The following is a 19,068-nucleotide window of genomic DNA, read 5'->3' as shown; positions in this document are numbered from 1 at the left end:
CCCCCTTCATGGGCGCCGCTCCGCTCAGCCTTCCACCCGCCATGCATGGTAGGACCAGCGTTCGTCCGCCGGCAGGGGAAGCGGGGTCCAGTTGGGGCGCTCCAGCGGCCGGTCGGACAGCACGACGCCGCCCGGCAGCATCAGCCCGTCGATCAGCGGCGCCAGCCATGCCGCCTGGCGGGCGTCGTGGCTGCGGTCGGTGCTGCCGAAATCGGCATGGGCCAGCCGGGCGCAGCGGCCGAACCGTTCGGCCGCCGCCGGCATGGTTTCCTGGAAATCGCCGACGAACAGGCGGTCCTCGTCGGGCGTCAGGTCCGGCGGCACGCGGACCCACATGTCGAAGACCAGGATGTCGCGCGGCGGGAACAGGTGGCGCAGATGGTCGAAGGTGCGGCCCTTGCCCAGCCCCACCTCCAGCACCATGCCGTCGCGGCCGGCGACGGCGCGCTCGGCCCAGGCCAGCGCGTTGCGCTGCACGGTCAGCCGGTCGATCATGCGGTCGAGCAGCGACCGGGATTCCATCTCTTTGCCCATAGCGGCCCCCATCGGCCCCTCCCCTGCGCTTCGCGGATCGGCACGCGTGCAGTGTGAAAGGCCGCGCGCGTGCCGTCGAGACAAAATGTCGCGTGGTCGGGGCCGGCGGGTGCCCCCGCCCTGCCCGCTTACGGGCGGCTCGGGTCGAAGCGCTTCGCCAGCCCCTGCCAGCAGCGGTAATAATCGTGCTGAAGCTGCGCAGTTTCCAGTGCGTGCCGCGTCGGACGGATGACGGCGCGCGTTTCGAACATGAAGGCCATGGTGTCGCCGACCCGCTGCGGCCGGGTCGTGTCGGCGGCGGTGGCCTTGGCGAAGGTCTCCGCATCCGGCCCGTGGCCGCTCATGCAGTTGTGCAGGCTCGCCCCGCCGGGCAGGAACCCCTCCTCCTTGGCGTCGTAGACGCCATGGATCAGGCCCATGAACTCGCTGGCGACGTTACGGTGGAACCAGGGCGGACGGAAGGTGTCCTCCTGCACCAGCCAGCGCGGCGGAAAGATGACGAAGTCGATGCTGTCGACGCCGGGCGTGTCGCTGGGCGATTGCAGCACCAGGAAGATCGACGGGTCCGGATGGTCGAAGCTGATCGAGCCGATGGTGTTGAAGCGGCGCAGGTCGTATTTGCAGGGCGCATGGTTGCCGTGCCACGCCACCACGTCCAGCGGCGAGTGGCCGATGGGCGCGCTCCACAGGGCGCCGTCGAACTTCGCCACCAGTTCGAAGGCGCCCTCGACATCCTCGTACCAGGCATCGGGCGTCAGGAAGTCGCGCGGGTTGGCCAGCCCGTTGGAGCCGATGGGGCCGAGGTCCGGCAGGCGGAACGGCGCGCCGAAATTCTCGCAGACATAGCCGCGCGCCGTGCCGTCCGGCAGCTCGACGCGGAAGCGCAGGCCGCGGGGGATCAGCGCGATCTCCTGCGGTTCGACCTCCAGCACGCCCAGTTCGGTGAACAGGCGCAGGCGGCCCTGCTGCGGCACGATCAGCAGCTCGCCGTCGGCATCGTAGAAGAAGCGCCCCTCCATCGACCGGTTGGCGGCGTAGAGATGGATGCCGCAGCCGGTCTGCGCCTGCGGCCCGCCGTTGCCGCCCATGGTGACGAGCCCGGCGACGAAATCGGTCGGCGCCTCCGGCATCGGCGGCGGATTCCAGCGCAGCTGCGTCGGCGGGGCCGGCACATCGTCGAAGCGGCTGGTCAGGCGGCCGGACTCCAGTGGCCGGAACGGCTCGTGCACCACCGCCGGACGGATGCGGTAGAGCCAGGAGCGGCGGTTGTGCGCGCGGGGAGCGGTGAAGGCGGTTCCGCTGATCTGTTCGGCATAGAGGCCGTAGGGCGGGCGCTGCGGCGAGTTGCGGCCGACGGGCAGCGCGCCGGGCAGCGCCTCCGTCGCGAACTCGTTGCCGAAGCCGGACCGGTAGGTGAAGGCGGAGGGCGTCATGCGGGCTGCTCCCTTATCCGGGGGATGCGGCCGGCGTGGAGCCGGGCGCGACCATTTGTCGCTCATATAGTTTCTTTTGAAACTATGCGCCAGTGGAAATTGGGGGAGTGGTTGCGGGTGCCCCCTCCCTAACCCTCCCCGCTCTCGCGGGAGAGGGAACTCCGCCGCTTCGCGACTGATTTACGCCGACAAGCGTTCTAACCCCCTCTCCCACCGAAGGTGGGGGAGGGATGGGGAGGGGGCATCCGCAGCAACACCTCCCCTCCCCGCCTCAGTTCATCGCGCGGTCGGGCAGGTCCAGCAGGAAGTCGCCGCCTTCGTCGTAGCCGGCGGTGCGGATCACGCCGTATTGCGGGGTCTGCGGCGCCTCGCTGGTCACGTCCTGGCGGACCTGCTGGTACAGCGCGAAGCCGTTGCTGTCCTTCGGCAGCGCCAGCACCCGCTTCTTCAGCGCGGCGGCGAAGGGGGAGTTCACCTCGCCGTCGGCCACCGGTTCGTCGCCGCCCGACGACAGCGCCATCACCGACCGGCGCTGGCGGATCTCCTGCTCGTTGGCGATGCGGGCGGCATCGACCTTCTGTTCCTTGGTGAAGGCGCCGGAATAGCAGCTGTCCGACACCAGCATCACATGCTTGGCCGGCATGCGGCTGAGGAAGCGGCCGATGTCGTTGTTCGACACCCAGTTGCGGGCGCTGGTCGTCTCCGCGTCGGCCGGCAGCCAATAGCCGGCACCGGTCTCCGCCAGCTCATAGCCGTGGCCGGCGTAATAGACCATCACCTGATCCTGCTCGCCCACCTCGCGGCCGAGCTTGCGCAGGGCTTCGCCGATCTGCGCCTTGGTCGGGTTGCGCAGCACCCGCGTCTCGTAGCCGAGATGGTCGTTCAGCGCCTTGCCCACCGCCTTGATGTCGGCGTCGGGCGTGGACAGCGCCGGGATGCCGGTGTCGCGGTAGCTGTCGACCGCAATCATCAGGGCGATCTTGCGCGGCTTGGGCGGGGCGGCCGGATCGGGGGACGCGGCGGCGGCCTCGATGGCGATGCGCTGCTCGGTCGTCTTGCCCGCTTCGTCGGTCATGGTCAGCGTGGCTTCGGTCGCCCCCGGCTCCACCGGGATGCTGGTGCGGAACTGCCCCTGCTCGTCGATGAAGACCCAGCGGCCGTTCACCCGCGCCTCGGCCAGATTGGCGCTGTCGGCGACGATGCCGCGCAGGGTCATGGTGCCGCCGCGGGTGCGGCCGCCACGCGCCTGCTGCAGGCTGGGCGCCGCGGAGGCGGCGGTCGGCCGGCCGAACATGTCCGCCGCCGCCGGGTTCGCCACCAGCTGACGGAGCGCGCCGGAGAAGGCCTGGGTGCGCTGTTCGCGCTCCACCCGCTGCACCATGGCGAGATAGGTGCGGGCGACCTCCGGCGGCAGGTTCGCCTGGGTCACCGCGGCGCGGACCTGGGCATAGCCGCCGGACTGGCCGGCCGCGCTGTTCTGCAGGATGCCGCCGACGCGCGCCGCCACCGGGTCGCCGCTGGCGGCCAAGCCGCCGATCAGGGTGGGGACCGGGACGCTGGCCAGCACGGCCCGCTGTTCCGGCAGCGACATGCCGCCGGTCGCCAACGCCGTCACCGCCTGCACCATGCCGCTGCCGCCACCGCCGGCCGCCTGGATGATGGTGCCGGCCGCCGCCTGGACCTGGGGCGAGGCGAGCAGCTGGGGCCCCGGCTGCGACAGGGTGGCGCCGGAGGAGTAGGCCTGCGTTGCCTCCGCCGTGAAGGTTACGGACCGTCCGGACGCCAGGACCACCGTCGCCGGAGCGGGCGGCGGGGGCGGCGGAGAGGTCGGGCCGCTTCCGCCCGGCTGGGCGGCCCCGGAGGATTGGGTGCCCTGCCCCGCCCCGTCTTGGGTGTCCGTGCCCTGATTGGCCGTGCCCTGTTCCAGCGTCGACAGGAAGGTCTGCGGGGCGGCCGCGCCGGCCGAGGCGTTGGCCGCCGATTCGATCGCCGATCCGGTCGCCGAGTTGCCGGCCGTCGTTGTCGTGGTGCTTCGGGGCGTCGCGGACGTCGTGGTGGTGCTGGCCGTGGTCGTCGGGTTCGCGGCGATCTGCGCCACCGTCTGCAGCACCGTCTGCACGGACCCGTTCCCGGCCGCGGCGGACTGAGCGTCCGACGAGGGTGTGGTGGTCGACGGCGTGTTCGAAGAGGCGGTGTCCGTCGTACCGCCCGTCGATCCGGTCCCGGTGCTGCCCGTGCCCGTTCCGGAGCTATCCGTGCCGGTGGACGGTGTGCCGGTGCCGCCGCTCCCATCGCCGGTTCCGGGCGTGGTGGGAACGGTCGGCGTTGTCGGGGTCGGAGGGGTGGTGGGCGTGGTCGGGACCTCCGGCTCCGTGGGCGTCACCGGCGGAATCACCGGCGGCGGCGGAGGCGGCGGAGGAGGAGGTGGTGGTGGGGGCGGCGGCGGCGGTGCCGGCGTGCTGCTGATCACCACGTTGCCGTTGCGGTACAGGTCCAGCGCCATCCCGCCGGTCCCGGCGGTCCCGGCGGTGCCCTGCAGGGAGACCTCCCCGGCGGCGGCCACGATCCGGATCTCGCCGTCCGTTTCGGCATCCAGGCCGATCCCGGCGACATCATATGTGACGGCCGATGTCCCGCCCTTGCCGGTGATGGCGACGCCGCCGGACGAGGTGAGTGTCGCCGTACCCTGGATCTTGACACCCCAGGCTTCTTCGGCATCGACCTCGCTGGCGTCGCCGCTGATCGAAATGGCGTCGGCGGCGGACGAGGTCGACCGAATGGTCGGGCCGCTGCTGGGGGAACTGGCGTTGGGATCGGACGCGATCAATACGCCGGCGTTCCAGCCGGAGTAGGAAACCGCCTTGCCGTGAATGGCGATGGTCCCCGTGCCGGAGTCGATCGTCGAATCGCCGGTGATCGACACGCCATGGCCTTCGCTGTCGGAGTTGGCACCTTCGCCACGGATGGAAATGTTGCCGCCGTTGGAGTCGACCGTGCTGCCGGCGATCGTCACGCCGGCGTAGTTCTCCGAACCGCCTTTGGCTGCATATTGGGCAGGATCGGTGCCGCCCCCCAGCGTGATGGCGCCGCCGGACGTGGCGATGCGGCTGGTGGTCAGATTGATCGCTCCCCCGGAGCCGGAGCTGTTGCTGCTGATCGTCACGGGCGAACCGCCGGTCACGATGGTGCTGTCCGTCAGATAGGTTCCGCTCGCCGATTTGAGGGTCACGGCGCCATCGGAATAGAGGCCCGTGCCCTCGCTCAGCAGCAGGTTGCCGCCGGAATTCAGGGTGATGGCGGCGGCGTCGGTGGTGATCTGCGCGCCGCTCAGCACGATGTCGCCGTCGGAATACTGGCCGGCCGTGATGCTGATCGGTCCGTTGCCGAGCACGGCGATGCGCGATGTGCCTTCGATGCGCACCGCGTCGCTTCCGACGGAACTTTCGCCACCACCTTCCACACCGGTAACGTTGACCGCGCCACCCGCCGTCGCCAGCGTGGAGTTGGAGATCAGCACGCCGTTGTTGTTGCCGTGGTACATGCCATTGCCGCCCTTCCCGCTCAACGTAAGCGAGCCGGTCGTCGTTTCCAGGCGGCTGTTGTAGAGGGCGATGCCGTGGTTCCCCTCCTTGTCGTTTTCACCGCCGGCACCGTTGACCAGGATCGAGCCGGCCCCGGTGGTGACTGTGGCATAAGTGAACTGGACGCCAACCTGCTCACTAACCGGAGTATAGACGCCGGAAAGGCCGGTGGCCGGCTTCGTCGTCGGGTCGGAACCGCCGCCGACGATGAAACTGCCGCCGTTCGTGGCGATGCTGACGGTCTTCGTCTGGTCCTGCCCGGTCACCCACACCACGCCGTTGCCTGCGCCGGTCGCGGCATTCAGCGTCAGGTTCAGGGCGCCGCTGGTGGATGTGATGTTCTCGGTGACGACGATGTTGCGGTGGGCCTGCAGCGTCAGGGAGGCGTCGCCGCCGGACGATTTGGTGATGGCCTGGGCAACGATGATGTCGCCGTCCTCGCTGCCGGCACTCTCGGTCTGCAGCGTGACGGCGGTGCCGGTATCCAGCGATGCCTCGATCGTGCCGGCGCTGATGGTCCCGCCGCTCGACGCCACCGTGATGTTGGTCGGGTCGAGCAGCCAGGACCCGCCCCTCCCTGCCGCCGCCCCGGCATCGACCCGGCCGCGCACCTGCAGGGACAGCTTGCCGGACGTCTCGACGAAGCCGCCGTCGCCGCTCGCTGCGCCGCCGCGGGCGGAGGCGGTGCCGTCGAAGCGGGTGCTGCCGTCGGCCCACACCACGACCTTGCCGCCCTTCCCGCTCTGGGTGGCGTCGGCGGCGATGGTCGCCCCCTGCGCCACCACTGTTTCGCTGGAGGGCGGAACCGGCTTGCGCGCCGGGCGGATGTTGTAGCCGGCCAGCGTGGCGGCGGATGCCTTGCCGCCCTGCACGTCGCCGCCGATCATCACCTCCCCTCCCCCGGCGGGACCGGAGGCGGTGACGCGCGCCGATGCCGCCAGCGCCGTGCGGTTGCCGGACACGGTGACGGAGCCGCCGGTCTGGCCGGCGCCGCTGCCGCTGGCATCCAGCGTGCCCGACACCTCCACCTCGCCGCCGTCGCCAAGCAGGACGATGTCGCCGCCCTGCTGTTCCACCCGCCGGGCCTGGACGGTGCCGGACATGTTGACGACGCGGTCGACCAGCCCCTTGGCGGCGGATGCGGTCATCTGCACCCGGCCGCCGTCGGCGAAGATCGTGCCGCTGTTGCTGACCAGCGCGTCCACCGGCTTGCCGTCGGCCCCCACGGGGCGCGCGTCGGTCTTGGCGTCGGATTGGGAGTCGAGGGCGATGTTGATCTTCTGGTCGCCGAACAGGTCGACGACGAAGCGGCGGCCGGACGCCAGCGTCACCTCGCCCATGCGGGCCTGGATGGTGCCGCGGTTGGCGACGCCGGGGGCGACCAGCGCCGCCAGCCCGGCCTGGGCGACCGTGATGGTGCCTTCATTCTCCACCGTGGCGGTGGAGCCGGCGCGGCCTTCGAAACTGTGGCGGCCGGCCATGAAGTCGTCGTTGCGGATGTCGTGGGTGGTGGCGATCAGCCCGCCGACATCGACGCGGGCGTTCGGCCCGAACAGGATGCCGTTGGGGTTGACGAGCCAGACCTGCCCGTTGGCGGTCAGCCGGCCCAGGATGGCGGACGGGTCGGGGCCGGTGACGCGGTTCAGCGTGATGGCGTTGGCGTCGGGCTGCTGGAAGTTGGTGTGCTCGTGCTCGCCGATGCCGAAGCGCTGCCAGTCGATGACCGCCTTCGAGCTGGACTGGATGATGTCGAGCCGGCCGGGGCCGGTGGACTGGATGGTGGCGCTGCCGTCGGTGACCACGCCGCCTTCGGGATTGGCGAGGGCGGGCAGGGGCAGGGCGAACGCGAGCATGGCGGTGAGGACGGTCAGGCGCGCGGCCCCCGCCAATGCGGTGGTGCGACGCAAAGCTTGCCTCAGCCCGCTCTGGACACGTCCATTCCGACGGTCCGCAGCCTGGCCCGCCGTTTCGTTCTTCACACCCGATCCCCGCATCACCGATCCGATCCCCAGCCCATGCCCCCGACGCTCGCGCAAAGGCGATACCCTGTCCGATTTCGTGGAGTGCGAAACATTTTAGCGACGCCGGGGCGATGCGGAAACGCCGAAAGTGGTGACAGAATATTTCGCCGGCGCAATGCGGGAGGGCGTGCGTTTCGCGGCGGAAGCGTTACCGGTAACGGATCCGGTCCGGAAAGCGTTACCGGTAATGGATTTGCGGTACAGAAATCCCTCTATTTCCATGGTCCAGGTGCCGCCTTTGCCCTTTCGACCCGGCGGACGATCCGCTAATAAGAAGGCCATCACGCGTTGCAGGGGGAACAGATGGCCGATCCGACCGCCGTCGCCACACGGAAATCTGCAGGCAAACAGGCAGGTAAATCAACCGGCAGGCAGGCAGGCCAAAGCGCCACCGAGCCGGTACAGATGGCTGCGCAGAAGCCCGCCCGCTGGGTGGTCTACAGCGCGCCCAAGGGCGGCACCGGAAAGACCACCAGCTGCAAGAACACCGCGGTGGCGGCGGCCAAGGACGGCATGCGGGTGGCGACGCTGGATTTCGATCCGCAGCGCACGCTGGGCCAGTGGCATGAGCTGCGCCGTCCGCACGACGTCGCCGCCATCGACCATTACGAAGGCACGCTGGAGGAGATCGACTCGGCGCTCGCCCAGATCGACCCCGGCCGCTACGACGTGGTCTTCATCGACACGCCCCCGTCGGTGGAACTCTATCCCGAAGCGACCAAGATCCTGCTGCGCCGCGCCGACCTCGTGCTGGTGCCGACCGGCGTCGGGCGTTTCGACAAGATGAGCGTCATCCCCTGGATGGAGTTCCTGCGCGATTACGGCCGTCCCGCCGCCTTCCTGCTGAACCGGGTCAAGCGCCGGTCCGTCAGCCTGCGGGAGGCCAAGCTGGAGTTGGGCCGTGTCGGCCGGCTGGTTCCGCACGAGGTGCCGGACATTGAGGACATGCACCGGGTCGACGACATCGGCTGCTCCATCGTCGATGTGGGGGCCGTGAACGGCGCCGACGAATGCCTGGGTGCCTGGTACTTCATCCGGCACGAGCTGGGGATCTGAACCCGGGGGATGTGAATATGGCCAACGTGAAATCCTTCATGAAGAAGGTGGCGGAGCAGGGCAAGTCCGCTCCCCGCCCGCCGCCCAACCCGCGGCGGCGCCCTCGGCGCCGGCCCGGAGCACGGCGGTGGCACCGTCCAAGGCCGACCGGCGGGCGTCCGACATCAGCGACGCCATCGTGCCCTGCCACACCCGGCAGGAATTCGCCCAGGAAATCCGGTACCACTGGAACCGCAGCCGCAAGGAGTTCCTGTCGATCGGCCGCTATCTGAACCGCGCCAAGGAGATTTTGCCCCATGGCGAGTTCGAGGCGATGATCGAGAGCGACATGCCCTTCTCGGTCGAGACCGCCTTCCGCTTCCGTGCGGTGGCGGAGGCGGTGGACACCGGCCGGCTGTCGCTGGACGTGCTGCCGGGGGCGGAAAGCGTCGCCTACCAGATCGTCACCATGACCCCGGACGAGCTGGAGCGCGCGAAGGCGCAGGGGCTGGTTCGTCCCGACGTCACCCGTCGCCAGCTGATCGACTTCAAGCGTTCGCTGCGCCCGCCGAAGGACGTGACGCCGAACGACCGGCGGCGCCAGCTTCTGGCCGAATATGCCCGGCTGCGCGCCCGCATGGCGGAGGTCCGGGACGAGCTGCGGCGCGACCACGGCATCGATCCGGACCATGAGCATGGCCGGCCGGGCCGCACCGGCGTCACCATCGACGTTGAGGCGGAAGATATCGGTACGGAGCCGGACGGCGACGCGTCGTAAAGCGGCCTCAGTTCCGGTGCGACGTGTGGGAACCGGGGCCGCCGTCGCCACCGCGGCGCGGTGACGAACCGCCGCCCAGCAGGTCGGTCAGCGCGCGGAAATCGCGCTGGAAGCTGGTGAAGAAGTCACCGTTTCCGTTACCACCGCCGCCGGTGCGGGAAGCCCGCGCGGCCGATGTCCCCATCGCATGGGTTTCGCTGTGGCTGGAGCCGCGGCTGGACGCCCGGACCCGCCGGTCCGGGGCCTTGGGCTTGCGCGGCGGCGTCAGGGCGGGCAGGGGAGGCGCGTCGGGCAGGGCGGCGATCTCCGGCGCGCGGGCGAAGGCATCGCCGCACAGTCCGCGGTCGGCCGCCTGTTCCAGCCGGTCCGGGTCCAGAAGCCAGCAGTCGAAGGCGTCGGTCTGGGGCGTGGCCGGGGCCTGAACCGTCACCGGGACTGCCGCCGGACCGGGCGCGGATGGGGCGGGGGAGGGCAGGGGGAGGAGATGGGGGCCTCGGCCTCCGGCGCGGATAGCAGCGGTTCCGCGGCGGCCGGATGTGCCGCAGCCGCGACAAGGACGGCGAGCGCCGCCGCCGCGATCCTTTCCATCGCCGATCCGCTTCGTTTCACCGTCCGGCCCTCACCCGGCATCGCCCGTCCTTTCGTTCTTCGCAGTCGTCAGGAACGCCGCATCCCCCAACAGATAAACGCAACAGGCGGGCGCTTCGTCCACGCGAAATGGGGGCGGTCCCCGGTAGATGCGGTACCTCTTCGGGGCAGGCTCTTTCGGCATTTCCCATCCGCCGGGGTGCGGCGTTGTCGCAGGGGAGGGTTGGCGCCCTTGTCAGGCGGGCGGGTTGATGGGACAGTTCGGCCCCTGCTTCACCAGAGAGAACGGACGGCGGCGCCGGGGGACATGGCCGACTTCAACTGGAACGACCTGCGATTCTTCCTGGCGGTTGCCCGCGCCGGCACGCTGACCACGGCGGCTCAGCGGCTGCGCGCCGACCACACCACGGTCAGCCGCCGCATCTCGGCGCTGGAGGATGCGCTGCGCGTCACCCTGTTCGAACGGCGCCCCAGCGGCTTTACCCTTACCGCCCAGGGCGAGCGGCTGAAACAGACCGCCGAGGTGATGGAGAGTGCGGCCTTCCTCGCCCAGGGCATGGTGGCCGACGGCGATCTGGCGCTTGCCGGCGCGGTGCGGATCGGGGCGCCGGACGGCTTCGGCAGCTGTTTCCTGGCGCCGCGCATCGGGAGCCTGTGCGAGCGGCACCCGGAGCTGGAGGTGCAGCTGGTCGCCATGCCGCGCGTCTTCAGCCTGTCCAAGCGCGAAGCCGACATCGCCATCAGCCTGTCGCGCCCGCAGGAAGGGCGGCTTTACGCCCGCAAGCTGACCGATTACCGGCTGGGCCTGTACGGAACCGCCGCCTATCTGGACGCCCGGCCACCGATCCGCAGCCGCGCCGACCTGCGCGGCCAGTCCTTCATCGGCTACATCGACGACCTGATCTTCGCCCCCGAACTGGACTATGTCGAGACCATCGGGGAGGTGGCGCCGCGCATCAAGAGCAGCAGCCTCGTCGCCCAGCTGAAGGCGACGCAGGCCGGGGCCGGCCTGTGCATGCTGCCGGCCTTCATCGCCCAGGGCGAACCGGATCTGGTGCCGGTCCTGCCGGAAGAGCTGACGATCACCCGGTCCTTCTGGCTGATCGTGCACGAGGATCTGCGGTCGCTGGCGCGGATATCCATGACCGCCGACTACATCGCCGATCTGGTCCGGCGGGAGCAGGCGCTCTTCCTGCCCCCGCCGCCAGCCGGTTGATTTACCCTTCGCCGCGCAGCATGCGGATGATGCCGGAGAAGTCGGTGCCGCCTTCGCCTTGCGCGTTCATCATGGCGTAGAGCTGTGCGGCCGCCGCACCCAGCGGGGTGGGGGCGCCGGCGCTCTGCGCCGCTTCCTGGGCCAGCTTCAGGTCCTTCAGCATCAGCGCCGCCGCGAAACCGGGCTGGTAATCGCGGTTGGCCGGGCTGGTCGGGACCGGGCCGGGGACCGGGCAATAGCTGGTCAGCGACCAGCACTGGCCCGACGAGGTGGAGGACACGTCGAACAGCGCCTGATGCGACAGGCCGAGCTTCTCCGCCAGGACGAAGGCTTCGCAGACGCCGATCATCGAGATGCCGAGGAGCATGTTGTTGCAGATCTTCGCCGCCTGACCGGCCCCGGCCCCGCCGCAATGGACGATCTTCTTGCCCATGGCCTCCAGGATCGGGCGGGCGCGCTCGAAGGCGTCGGCCTCGCCGCCGGCCATGAAGGTGAGCGTGCCGGCCGCCGCACCGCCGACGCCACCCGAAACCGGCGCGTCGAGCGAGGCCGCACCCTTGGCCGCGGCCAGCGCATGCGCCTTGCGGGCGGAGTCGACGTCGATGGTAGAGCAGTCGATCAGCAGCGTGCCCGGCCGGGCCACCGCGACGATGCCCTTGTCGCCGTCATAGACGCCCAGAACATGCTTGCTGCCCGGCAGCATGGTGATGACCACTTCCGCCGCGGCGGCGATTGCCGCCGGGGACTCGCCGATGGTGACGCCGGCCGCCTTGGCCGCGTCGATCGCGGCGGTGGACAGGTCGTAGCCCACCACCTGATGCCCCGCCTTCACGAGGTTCGCGGCCATCGGGCCGCCCATGTTGCCCAATCCGATGAAACCGATCACCGCCATCGTCGCGTCTCCCGTTGCTTTGGTTTTTATATCGCCCTCTCCCGCCCCGGGAGGGAGGGGACCCGCCGGAGGCGGGGAGGGTGAGGGGGAGCACAAGAAACCATGCGGTTCAGGATTCTCGCGCTGCCCCTCACCCTTCCCATGCTCCGCATGGGCCCCTTCCCTCTCCCGGGGCGGGAGAGGGAAACAAGCGTCGTTACGCCATCCGCCCGATCTCGCTGCGCGAGACGATCAGGCGCATGATCTCGTTGGTGCCTTCCAGGATCTGGTGCACCCGCAGGTCGCGGACGATCTTCTCCACGCCATAGTCCGCCAGATAGCCGTAGCCGCCGAACAGCTGGAGCGCGTTGTTCGCCACCTCGAAGCCGGTGTCGGTGGCAAAGCGCTTCGCCATGGCGCAGAGGCGCGTCGCATCCTTGCTCTTCGCATCGAGCGCCGAGGCGGCGCGGTGGACGAAGGTGCGGGCGGCCTCAAGCTCCGTCGCCATGTCGGCGATGCGGAACTGCAGCGCCTGGAAGCGGTCGAGCGACTGGCCGAAGGCCTTGCGCTCGCTCATGTAGGTCAGCGCCTTGTCGAGCGCCGCCTGGGCGCCGCCGATGGAGCAGGCGGCGATGTTGATGCGGCCGCCGTCCAGACCCTTCATGGCGAACTTGAAGCCCATCCCCTCCTGGCCCAGCAGGGCGGATGCGGGGATGCGGGCGTCCTCCATGATGACGGCGCGGGTCGGCTGGGCGTTCCAGCCCATCTTGTGCTCGTTGGCGCCGAAGGACAGGCCGGGGGTGTCCTTGGGCACCAGGAAGGCGCTGATGCCGCCGGGGCCGTCCTCGCCGGTGCGGGCCATGACGAGGTAGAGGTCGGAGCTGCCGGCGCCGGAAATGAACTGCTTGGCGCCGTTCAGGATGTAGCTGTCGCCGTCGCGCACCGCCCTGGTACGCAAGGCCGCGGCGTCGGAACCGGCGTTGGCCTCGGTCAGGCAATAGCTGGCGAGCCATTCCATGGTGCAGAGCTTGGGCAGCCAATGGGCCTTCTGCTCGGCATTGCCGAAATTGTCCACCATCCCCGCCACCATGTTGTGGATGGAGATGTAGGAGGCGATGGTCGGGCAGCCCTGGCTCAGCGCCTCGAAGATCACCACGGCATCGAAGCGGCTCAAGGCCGAGCCGCCATGGTCCTCCGACACATAGATGCCGCCCATGCCGAGTTCGCCGGCGGCGCGCAGCGTGTCGACGGGGAAATGCTTCTTCTGGTCCCACTCGACGGCGTTCGGCGCCAACTCGTCGCGGGCGAAGGACAGCGCCATGTCGCGGATGGCGACCTGGTCTTCGGTCAGATCAAAGGACATGCGTCACCTTCCTCCAAATCACCCCCATCCCCGGGCGCGAGCGAAGCTCGCGCCCGGGGATGGGGGATATGTTAACCCATCACTCCATGGTCGGAATGACGAAGCTGGCGCCTTCCTTGACGCCCGAGGGCCAGCGGGAGGTGACGGTCTTGGTCTTGGTGTAGAAGCGCACCGCGTCGGGGCCGTGCTGGTTCAGGTCGCCGAAGCCCGAGCGCTTCCAGCCGCCGAAGGTGTAGTAGGCGAGCGGAACCGGGATCGGAACGTTGATGCCGACCATGCCGACATCGACGCGGGACGCGAAGTCGCGGGCGGCGTCGCCGTCGCGGGTGAAGATGGCCACACCGTTGCCGTACTCATGGTCGTTCGGCAGGGCCAGCGCCTCCTCATAGGAGTCGGCACGGACGACGGAGAGGACCGGGCCGAAGATCTCCTCCTTGTAGATGCGCATGTCCGGCTTCACCTCGTCGAACAGGCAGCCGCCCATGTAGAAGCCGTTCTCGTAGCCCTGCATCTTGAACTCGCGGCCGTCGACCGCCAGCTTCGCGCCTTCCTTGACGCCGATATCGACGTAGGACTTCACGCGCTCCAGATGCTCGCGCGTCACCAGCGGGCCGAAATCGGCGCTGCTGTCGGTGGACGGGCCGACCTTCAGGCTTTCCACCCGCGGGATCAGCCGCTCCATCAGGGCGTCGGCGGTCTTCTTCCCCACCGGCACGACGACGGAGATCGCCATGCAGCGCTCGCCCGCGGCACCATAGCCGGCGCCGATCAGCGCGTCGGTCGCCTGGTCGAGGTCGGCGTCGGGCATCACCAGCGCATGGTTCTTGGCGCCGCCGAAGCACTGCACGCGCTTACCGGCAGCACAGCCGCGGTTGTAGATGTATTCGGCGATCGGGGTGGAGCCGACGAAGCCCACCGCCTTGATGTCGCGGTCGTCCAGGATGGCGTCCACCGCCACCTTGTCGCCGTGGACGACGTTGAGGACGCCCGCCGGCAGGCCGGCCTCCAGCATCAGCTCGGCCAGCTTGACCGGCACGCCCGGCGTGCGCTCCGACGGCTTCAGGATGAAGGCGTTGCCGCAGGCGATGGCCGGGGCGAACTTCCACATCGGGATCATGGCGGGGAAGTTGAACGGCGTGATGCCGGCGACGACGCCCAGAGGCTGGCGCATCGAATAGATGTCGATGCCGGGACCGGCGCCGTCGGTGAACTCGCCCTTCAGCAGGTGCGGGATGCCGCAGGCGAACTCCACCACCTCAAGACCGCGCTGGATGTCGCCCTTGGCGTCGACGATGGTCTTGCCATGCTCCAGCGACAGCAGCAGCGCCAGCTCGTCATAGTCGCGCTGGACGAGGTCGAGGAAGCGCATCAGCACGCGGGCGCGGCGCTGCGGGTTGGTGGCGGCCCAGCCGCGCTGCGCCTCCTTGGCGTTCTCCACCGCGGCGCGCATCTCCTCCACGCTCGCCAGCGGCACGCGGGCGCGCACCTCGCCGGTCATCGGGGAGTAGACGTCGGCGAACCGCCCCGACGTTCCGGAAACCAGCTTGCCGCCGATCAGGTGCTGAAGTTCGGTGGTCATCCTATTGTCCTCCCACGGGATTGTTTGTCACCATGTGGACCTGAGCGGCCTCTCGGGGCGACCCGAAACTTTGCGCATCGGTTGTGCAGGAATGCGGCAAGGGGGCGCCTGCGCCGGTCTGGCGCCTGCCGCGCCTGTCCCCAAAGGTGTGTGGAGAGTTGCGACCCCACCGCTTATAGTGCGCCCGCGCGTCCGGGGCCGGGAAGCCGGGCCGGGGGAAGATTGCCGCAGAAACGGCGAAGCGGAATGGACATGACCAGTCACGAAGACGTCTTCGACACGCCGGAGACCCGTCAGCCGACCATTTTGTCGGTGTACAACCAGAAGGGCGGCGTCGGTAAGACGACCACGTCGGTGAACCTCGCGCTTGCGCTGGCGGCCCTGGGCAAGAGCGTCGTCCTGATCGATTTCGATCCGCAGAGCAGCGCCACCAGCAACTTCCTGCTGCGCGACAAGGCCAAGGTCGGCATCAACGACCTGCTGCGGCAGGAGACCTTCGTCGAGGACGCCATCACCCCGACCGCCTTCGACGGGCTGTCGATGATCGTCGGCGCGCGCAAGCTCTATTCGCTGGAACATGCGCTGGACAGCCGCGGCGGCTCGCAGCGCGGCCTGCGCAAGGCGCTGCATTTCTCGCGCAACCCGCCGGACTATGTCGTCATCGACTGCCCGCCGGCTCTCGGCCATCTGGCCGCCGGGGCGCTGGCGGCGTCCGACCGGCTGGTGGTGCCGGTGTTCCCCGGCCGCTACGCCCTGGACGGGCTGCGGCGCACCCTGCAGGTGGTTGAGCATATCCAGAACGGGCTGAACCCCAACCTGACGCTGGCCGGCATCCTGATGCTGTCGATCACCAACGACGAGGTCGGGCGCGAATCGCTGAACCAGCTTCGCAGCGAGTTCCCCGACCTGATGTTCCGCACCGCCTTCCCCTATGACGTGGATGTGGTGAAGGCCACCTACCGCCGCATGCCGGCGGCGATCTTCACGCCGGAGGGGCGGACCACCGCCCGCTTCGCGGCACTGGGCTGGGAGATTATCCACGGCCGCGGCAAAGCACCCGACGACGCGCAGCTGAAGCCGGCGCTGGAGCGCATCCGTTCCTGGCACGAGGCGACCGACACCTCCTACAGCGCGCGCCGGGCGTCCTCCATCGACGAGGCGGACGAGCCGAGCGGCGGCGGCAACGGCGCCCGGCAGGCGGAGCGCGCGCAGTCCGGGCGCGGCGGGATGGGGGCCGGGGTCATCGGGCTGGTGATCGGCCTGATCGCCGGCTTCGCGCTCGGCGCGGTCGTGGGGCAGCCGGTTTTGGGCAAGCTGCTGGCGGGTCTTGGGGGGTAGGATTTTCCCTCTCCCGGGGCGGGAGAGGGCACTCGCACGCGTCTACAATCAACAACAAGAGACCATCATGCTTCCTGTCGATGCCGTTCTGCGCAAGGTGGACGAGTCCTTCGAGGAGTCGGTCGGCCGGCTCTGCGAGCTGCTGCGCATTCCCTCGGTCAGCACCGATCCCGCCTATGCCGGCGAGGTCCGCCGCGCCGCGCGATGGTGCTCCGACAGGCTGGCGGCGATGGGCTTCGCCGTCACCATCCACGACACTCCCGGCCATCCCATCCTGGTCGCCCATCATCCGGGACCAGGGCCGGGGCCGGAGGGGGTGGAGACGCCGCATGTGCTCTATTACGGCCATTACGACGTGCAGCCCGCCGATCCGATGGAGCTGTGGAACAGCCCGCCCTTCGACCCGGTGATCGTCGAGGCCGAGCGGGGGCGCCGCGTCGTCGCCCGCGGGGCCGCCGACGACAAGGGCCAGACCATGACCTTCATGGAAGCCTTCGAGGCCTGGCATGCCGTCCACGGCTCCATCCCCATCCGCGCCACCGTGCTGCTGGAGGGCGAGGAGGAGACCGGCAGCCCGTCGCTGCCGCGCTTCCTGAAGGAGCATGCGGCGGAACTGCAGGCCGACTTCTGCCTCGTCACCGACACCAACGCCTGGGACGTCGACACCCCGGCGATCACCACGCGGCTGCGCGGCCTGCTCTATCTGGAAGCCACCGTCACCGGCCCGAGCCACGACCTGCATTCCGGCCTGTTCGGCGGCGCCGTGCCCAACCCGCTGAATGTGCTGGCCGGCATCCTGGGCCAGATCCACGACGCCGACGGGCGGGTGCGCTTCGACGGCTTCTATGACGGCGTGCGCGAGCTGCCGGACGAGCTGCTGGCGCAGATCCGCGGCCTGCCGCTGGACGAGGCGCAGTTCCTGGGCGCGCTCGGCCTGACCCGCAGCCATGGCGAGGCGGGGCGGACCCTGCTGGAACGCATCTGGACCCGGCCGACCTGCGACATCAACGGCGTCTGGGGCGGCTACACCGGCGAGGGATCGAAGACGGTCATCCCGGCCAAGGCGTCCTGCAAGCTGAGCTGCCGTCTGGTGCCCGGCCAGGACCCGGCGGCCATCGAGGCATCGGTCCAACGCTTCTTCGAGGAACGGCTGCCGGCCGACTGCACGGTCAGCTTCCGCCGCTTCAGCTCGTCGCCGGGCATCGAGGTGCCGACGGACACGCCGTGGATGCAGGCGGTGCGCGGCGGGCTGAAGGAGGCGACGGGCCGCGACGGCGTGCTGATCGGCGGCGGCGGGTCGATCCCCATCGTCGGCTGGTTCCGCGAGCATCTGGGGCTGGACACCATTCTGGTCGGCTTCGGGCTGGACGACGACCGCATCCATTCGCCGAACGAGAAGTTCGAGCTGAAATGCCTGCGCAACGGTATCCGCAGCCATGCGGCAATATTGGGGCGTTTGGCGGCCGGGCGGGTTGGCTGAAGCCAGGGCGGGACATAAATCACCCGGACCGGCGGCAGGGGAGGCCAAGGGCCGATTCCCTGCCGCCTTCGACAAGATCGAGACGGGAATTCGCATGTCCGCCCTGTTCACGCCCTTCACGCTGAAGGACGTCACCCTGCGCAACCGCATCGCGGTTCCGCCGATGTGCCAGTACAGCGCCGTCGACGGCGTCATCAACGACTGGCACCTCGTCCATTATCCCGGCCTTGCCCGCGGCGGCGCCGGTCTGGTGATCGTCGAGGCGACGGCGGTGTCGCCGGAAGGCCGCATCACGCCGGGCTGCACCGGCCTGTGGAACGACACCCAGGCGGAGGGGATGGCGCGCATCGCCGCCTCCATCGCCGCGGCCGGTGCCGTTCCCGGCATCCAGATCGGCCATGCCGGCCGCAAGGCCAGCGCCAACCGCCCCTGGGAAGGCGACGACCACATCGCCGACGGGGACCCGCGCGGCTGGGAGACGATTTCTCCGTCGGCCGTGCCGTTCGGCGCCTATCTGCCGAAGGTGCCGAAGGCGATGACGCTGGACGACATCGCCCGCGTCCGCGCCGATTTCGTGGCCGCCGCCGTGCGCGCCCGCGATGCCGGCTTCAAGTGGCTGGAGCTGCATTTCGCCCACGGCTATCTCGGCCAGAGCTTCTTCTCCGTCCACGCCAACAAGCGCACCGACCGGTATGGCGGCGACCTTGCCGGCCGCAGCCGCTTCCTGCTGGAAACGCTGGCAGCGGTGCGCGAGGTGTGGCCGGAGAACCTGCCGCTGACCGCACGCTTCGGCGTGATCGAGTATGACGGGCGCGACGAGGAGACGCTGGCCGAGTCGATCGAACTCGCCCGCAACTTCCGCGCCGGCGGGCTCGACCTGCTGAACGTCAGCGTCGGCTTTTCCACCCCCGACGCCAACATCCCCTGGGGCTCGCCGTTCCTGGCCCCGGTCGCCGAGCGGGTGCGGCGCGAGGCGGAGCTGCCGGTGGCGGCGGCCTGGGGCATCGACGCGCCGAAGATCGCCAACCGCACCGTTGCCGACGGGCAGCTGGATCTGGTGATGATCGGCCGCGCCCATCTGGCCGACCCGCATTATCCCTACCGCGCCGCCAAGGAGCTGGGGGTGGAGCGCCCGTCCTGGGTTCTGCCGGCGCCCTACGCCCACTGGCTGGAGCGGTACCGGGCCACTGATAAGGCAGAGTGAGCCGAATGCGGTGAACGGGACGGCCTGCGGGAATACCGCAGGCCGTT

13 protein-coding genes are annotated in these 19,068 nt (G+C 69.7%); 6 read left to right on the top strand and 7 right to left on the bottom strand.

What is annotated here, in order from left to right:
• Positions 1-24: 24 nt before the first annotated feature.
• The 3 genes from AB8P05_RS27415 to AB8P05_RS27405 all read right to left on the bottom strand — a co-directional run bounded on the left by AB8P05_RS27415 (position 25) and on the right by AB8P05_RS27405 (position 7,455).
• Positions 25-522 (bottom strand): class I SAM-dependent methyltransferase, encoded by a 498-nt coding sequence (locus AB8P05_RS27415; protein ID WP_472761247.1) that lies wholly within the window; start codon positions 520-522, stop codon positions 25-27.
• A 140-nt stretch (positions 523-662) separates the two neighbouring features.
• Positions 663-1,967 (bottom strand): homogentisate 1,2-dioxygenase, encoded by a 1,305-nt coding sequence (hmgA, locus tag AB8P05_RS27410; protein WP_472761246.1) that lies wholly within the window; start codon positions 1,965-1,967, stop codon positions 663-665.
• Between the two features lie 271 nt (positions 1,968-2,238).
• Positions 2,239-7,455, bottom strand: coding sequence for a two-partner secretion domain-containing protein (locus AB8P05_RS27405; RefSeq protein WP_472761245.1), 5,217 nt, complete (start codon positions 7,453-7,455; stop codon positions 2,239-2,241).
• Positions 7,456-7,974: 519 nt separating this feature from the next.
• Here AB8P05_RS27405 and AB8P05_RS27400 point away from each other — a divergent pair.
• Positions 7,975-8,625, top strand: a complete 651-nt coding sequence (locus AB8P05_RS27400) for a ParA family protein (RefSeq protein ID WP_472761244.1) — start codon at positions 7,975-7,977, stop codon at positions 8,623-8,625.
• 127 nt (positions 8,626-8,752) lie between these two features.
• A complete protein-coding gene (locus AB8P05_RS27395; RefSeq protein ID WP_472761243.1) occupies positions 8,753-9,382 on the top strand; it encodes a DUF3102 domain-containing protein in 630 nt (209 codons plus the stop codon).
• A gap of 7 nt (positions 9,383-9,389) precedes the next feature.
• Here AB8P05_RS27395 and AB8P05_RS27390 read toward each other — a convergent pair whose 3' ends face one another.
• Entirely contained in the window at positions 9,390-9,812 is a 423-nt protein-coding gene (locus AB8P05_RS27390; protein ID WP_472761242.1) for a hypothetical protein, read from the bottom strand.
• A 465-nt stretch (positions 9,813-10,277) separates the two neighbouring features.
• Between AB8P05_RS27390 and AB8P05_RS27385 the strand changes: the two genes are divergently transcribed.
• Positions 10,278-11,186 carry a LysR family transcriptional regulator gene (locus tag AB8P05_RS27385; protein WP_472761241.1) on the top strand — a complete coding sequence of 303 codons (909 nt, stop codon included), beginning with the start codon at positions 10,278-10,280 and terminating at the stop codon, positions 11,184-11,186.
• 1 nt (position 11,187) lies between these two features.
• On the opposite strand, the gene mmsB is transcribed toward AB8P05_RS27385, so the two are convergent.
• The 3 genes from mmsB to AB8P05_RS27370 form a co-directional block, all read right to left on the bottom strand.
• Positions 11,188-12,078, bottom strand: coding sequence for a 3-hydroxyisobutyrate dehydrogenase (mmsB, locus tag AB8P05_RS27380; protein ID WP_472761240.1), 891 nt, complete (start codon positions 12,076-12,078; stop codon positions 11,188-11,190).
• Between the two features lie 196 nt (positions 12,079-12,274).
• A complete protein-coding gene (locus tag AB8P05_RS27375; RefSeq protein WP_472761239.1) occupies positions 12,275-13,420 on the bottom strand; it encodes an isobutyryl-CoA dehydrogenase in 1,146 nt (381 codons plus the stop codon).
• A gap of 79 nt (positions 13,421-13,499) precedes the next feature.
• Positions 13,500-14,999 (bottom strand): CoA-acylating methylmalonate-semialdehyde dehydrogenase, encoded by a 1,500-nt coding sequence (locus AB8P05_RS27370; protein WP_472761238.1) that lies wholly within the window; start codon positions 14,997-14,999, stop codon positions 13,500-13,502.
• Positions 15,000-15,251: 252 nt separating this feature from the next.
• Between AB8P05_RS27370 and AB8P05_RS27365 the strand changes: the two genes are divergently transcribed.
• From AB8P05_RS27365 to AB8P05_RS27355, 3 genes are all read left to right on the top strand, one after another.
• Entirely contained in the window at positions 15,252-16,337 is a 1,086-nt protein-coding gene (locus tag AB8P05_RS27365; RefSeq protein WP_472761237.1) for a ParA family protein, read from the top strand.
• 67 nt (positions 16,338-16,404) lie between these two features.
• On the top strand, positions 16,405-17,817 hold the full coding sequence (locus AB8P05_RS27360; protein WP_472761236.1) for a M20/M25/M40 family metallo-hydrolase: 1,413 nt from the start codon (positions 16,405-16,407) through the stop codon (positions 17,815-17,817).
• Between the two features lie 94 nt (positions 17,818-17,911).
• Positions 17,912-19,021: an NADH:flavin oxidoreductase/NADH oxidase gene (locus AB8P05_RS27355; RefSeq protein WP_472761235.1), complete on the top strand. Its 1,110-nt coding sequence runs from the start codon at positions 17,912-17,914 to the stop codon at positions 19,019-19,021.
• The last annotated feature ends 47 nt before the right edge of the window (positions 19,022-19,068 follow it).

This window comes from Azospirillum sp. VT-I1 (assembly GCF_055698305.1).
Note: the sequence above shows the minus strand (reverse complement) of the source record. Positions and strands in the feature narration are given on the sequence as shown.

Excerpts from the sequence above, each read along its gene's own strand:
- AB8P05_RS27355 (WP_472761235.1), top strand. The coding sequence starts at position 17,912 with ATGTCCGCCCTGTTCACGCCCTTCACGCTGAAGGACGTCACCCTGCGC.
- AB8P05_RS27415 (WP_472761247.1), bottom strand. The coding sequence starts at position 522 with ATGGAATCCCGGTCGCTGCTCGACCGCATGATCGACCGGCTGACCGTG.
- mmsB (WP_472761240.1), bottom strand. The coding sequence starts at position 12,078 with ATGGCGGTGATCGGTTTCATCGGATTGGGCAACATGGGCGGCCCGATG.
- AB8P05_RS27360 (WP_472761236.1), top strand. The coding sequence starts at position 16,405 with ATGCTTCCTGTCGATGCCGTTCTGCGCAAGGTGGACGAGTCCTTCGAG.
- AB8P05_RS27400 (WP_472761244.1), top strand. The coding sequence starts at position 7,975 with ATGGCTGCGCAGAAGCCCGCCCGCTGGGTGGTCTACAGCGCGCCCAAG.
- AB8P05_RS27370 (WP_472761238.1), bottom strand. The coding sequence starts at position 14,999 with ATGACCACCGAACTTCAGCACCTGATCGGCGGCAAGCTGGTTTCCGGA.
- AB8P05_RS27385 (WP_472761241.1), top strand. The coding sequence starts at position 10,278 with ATGGCCGACTTCAACTGGAACGACCTGCGATTCTTCCTGGCGGTTGCC.
- AB8P05_RS27365 (WP_472761237.1), top strand. The coding sequence starts at position 15,252 with ATGACCAGTCACGAAGACGTCTTCGACACGCCGGAGACCCGTCAGCCG.
- AB8P05_RS27375 (WP_472761239.1), bottom strand. The coding sequence starts at position 13,420 with ATGTCCTTTGATCTGACCGAAGACCAGGTCGCCATCCGCGACATGGCG.
- hmgA (WP_472761246.1), bottom strand. The coding sequence starts at position 1,967 with ATGACGCCCTCCGCCTTCACCTACCGGTCCGGCTTCGGCAACGAGTTC.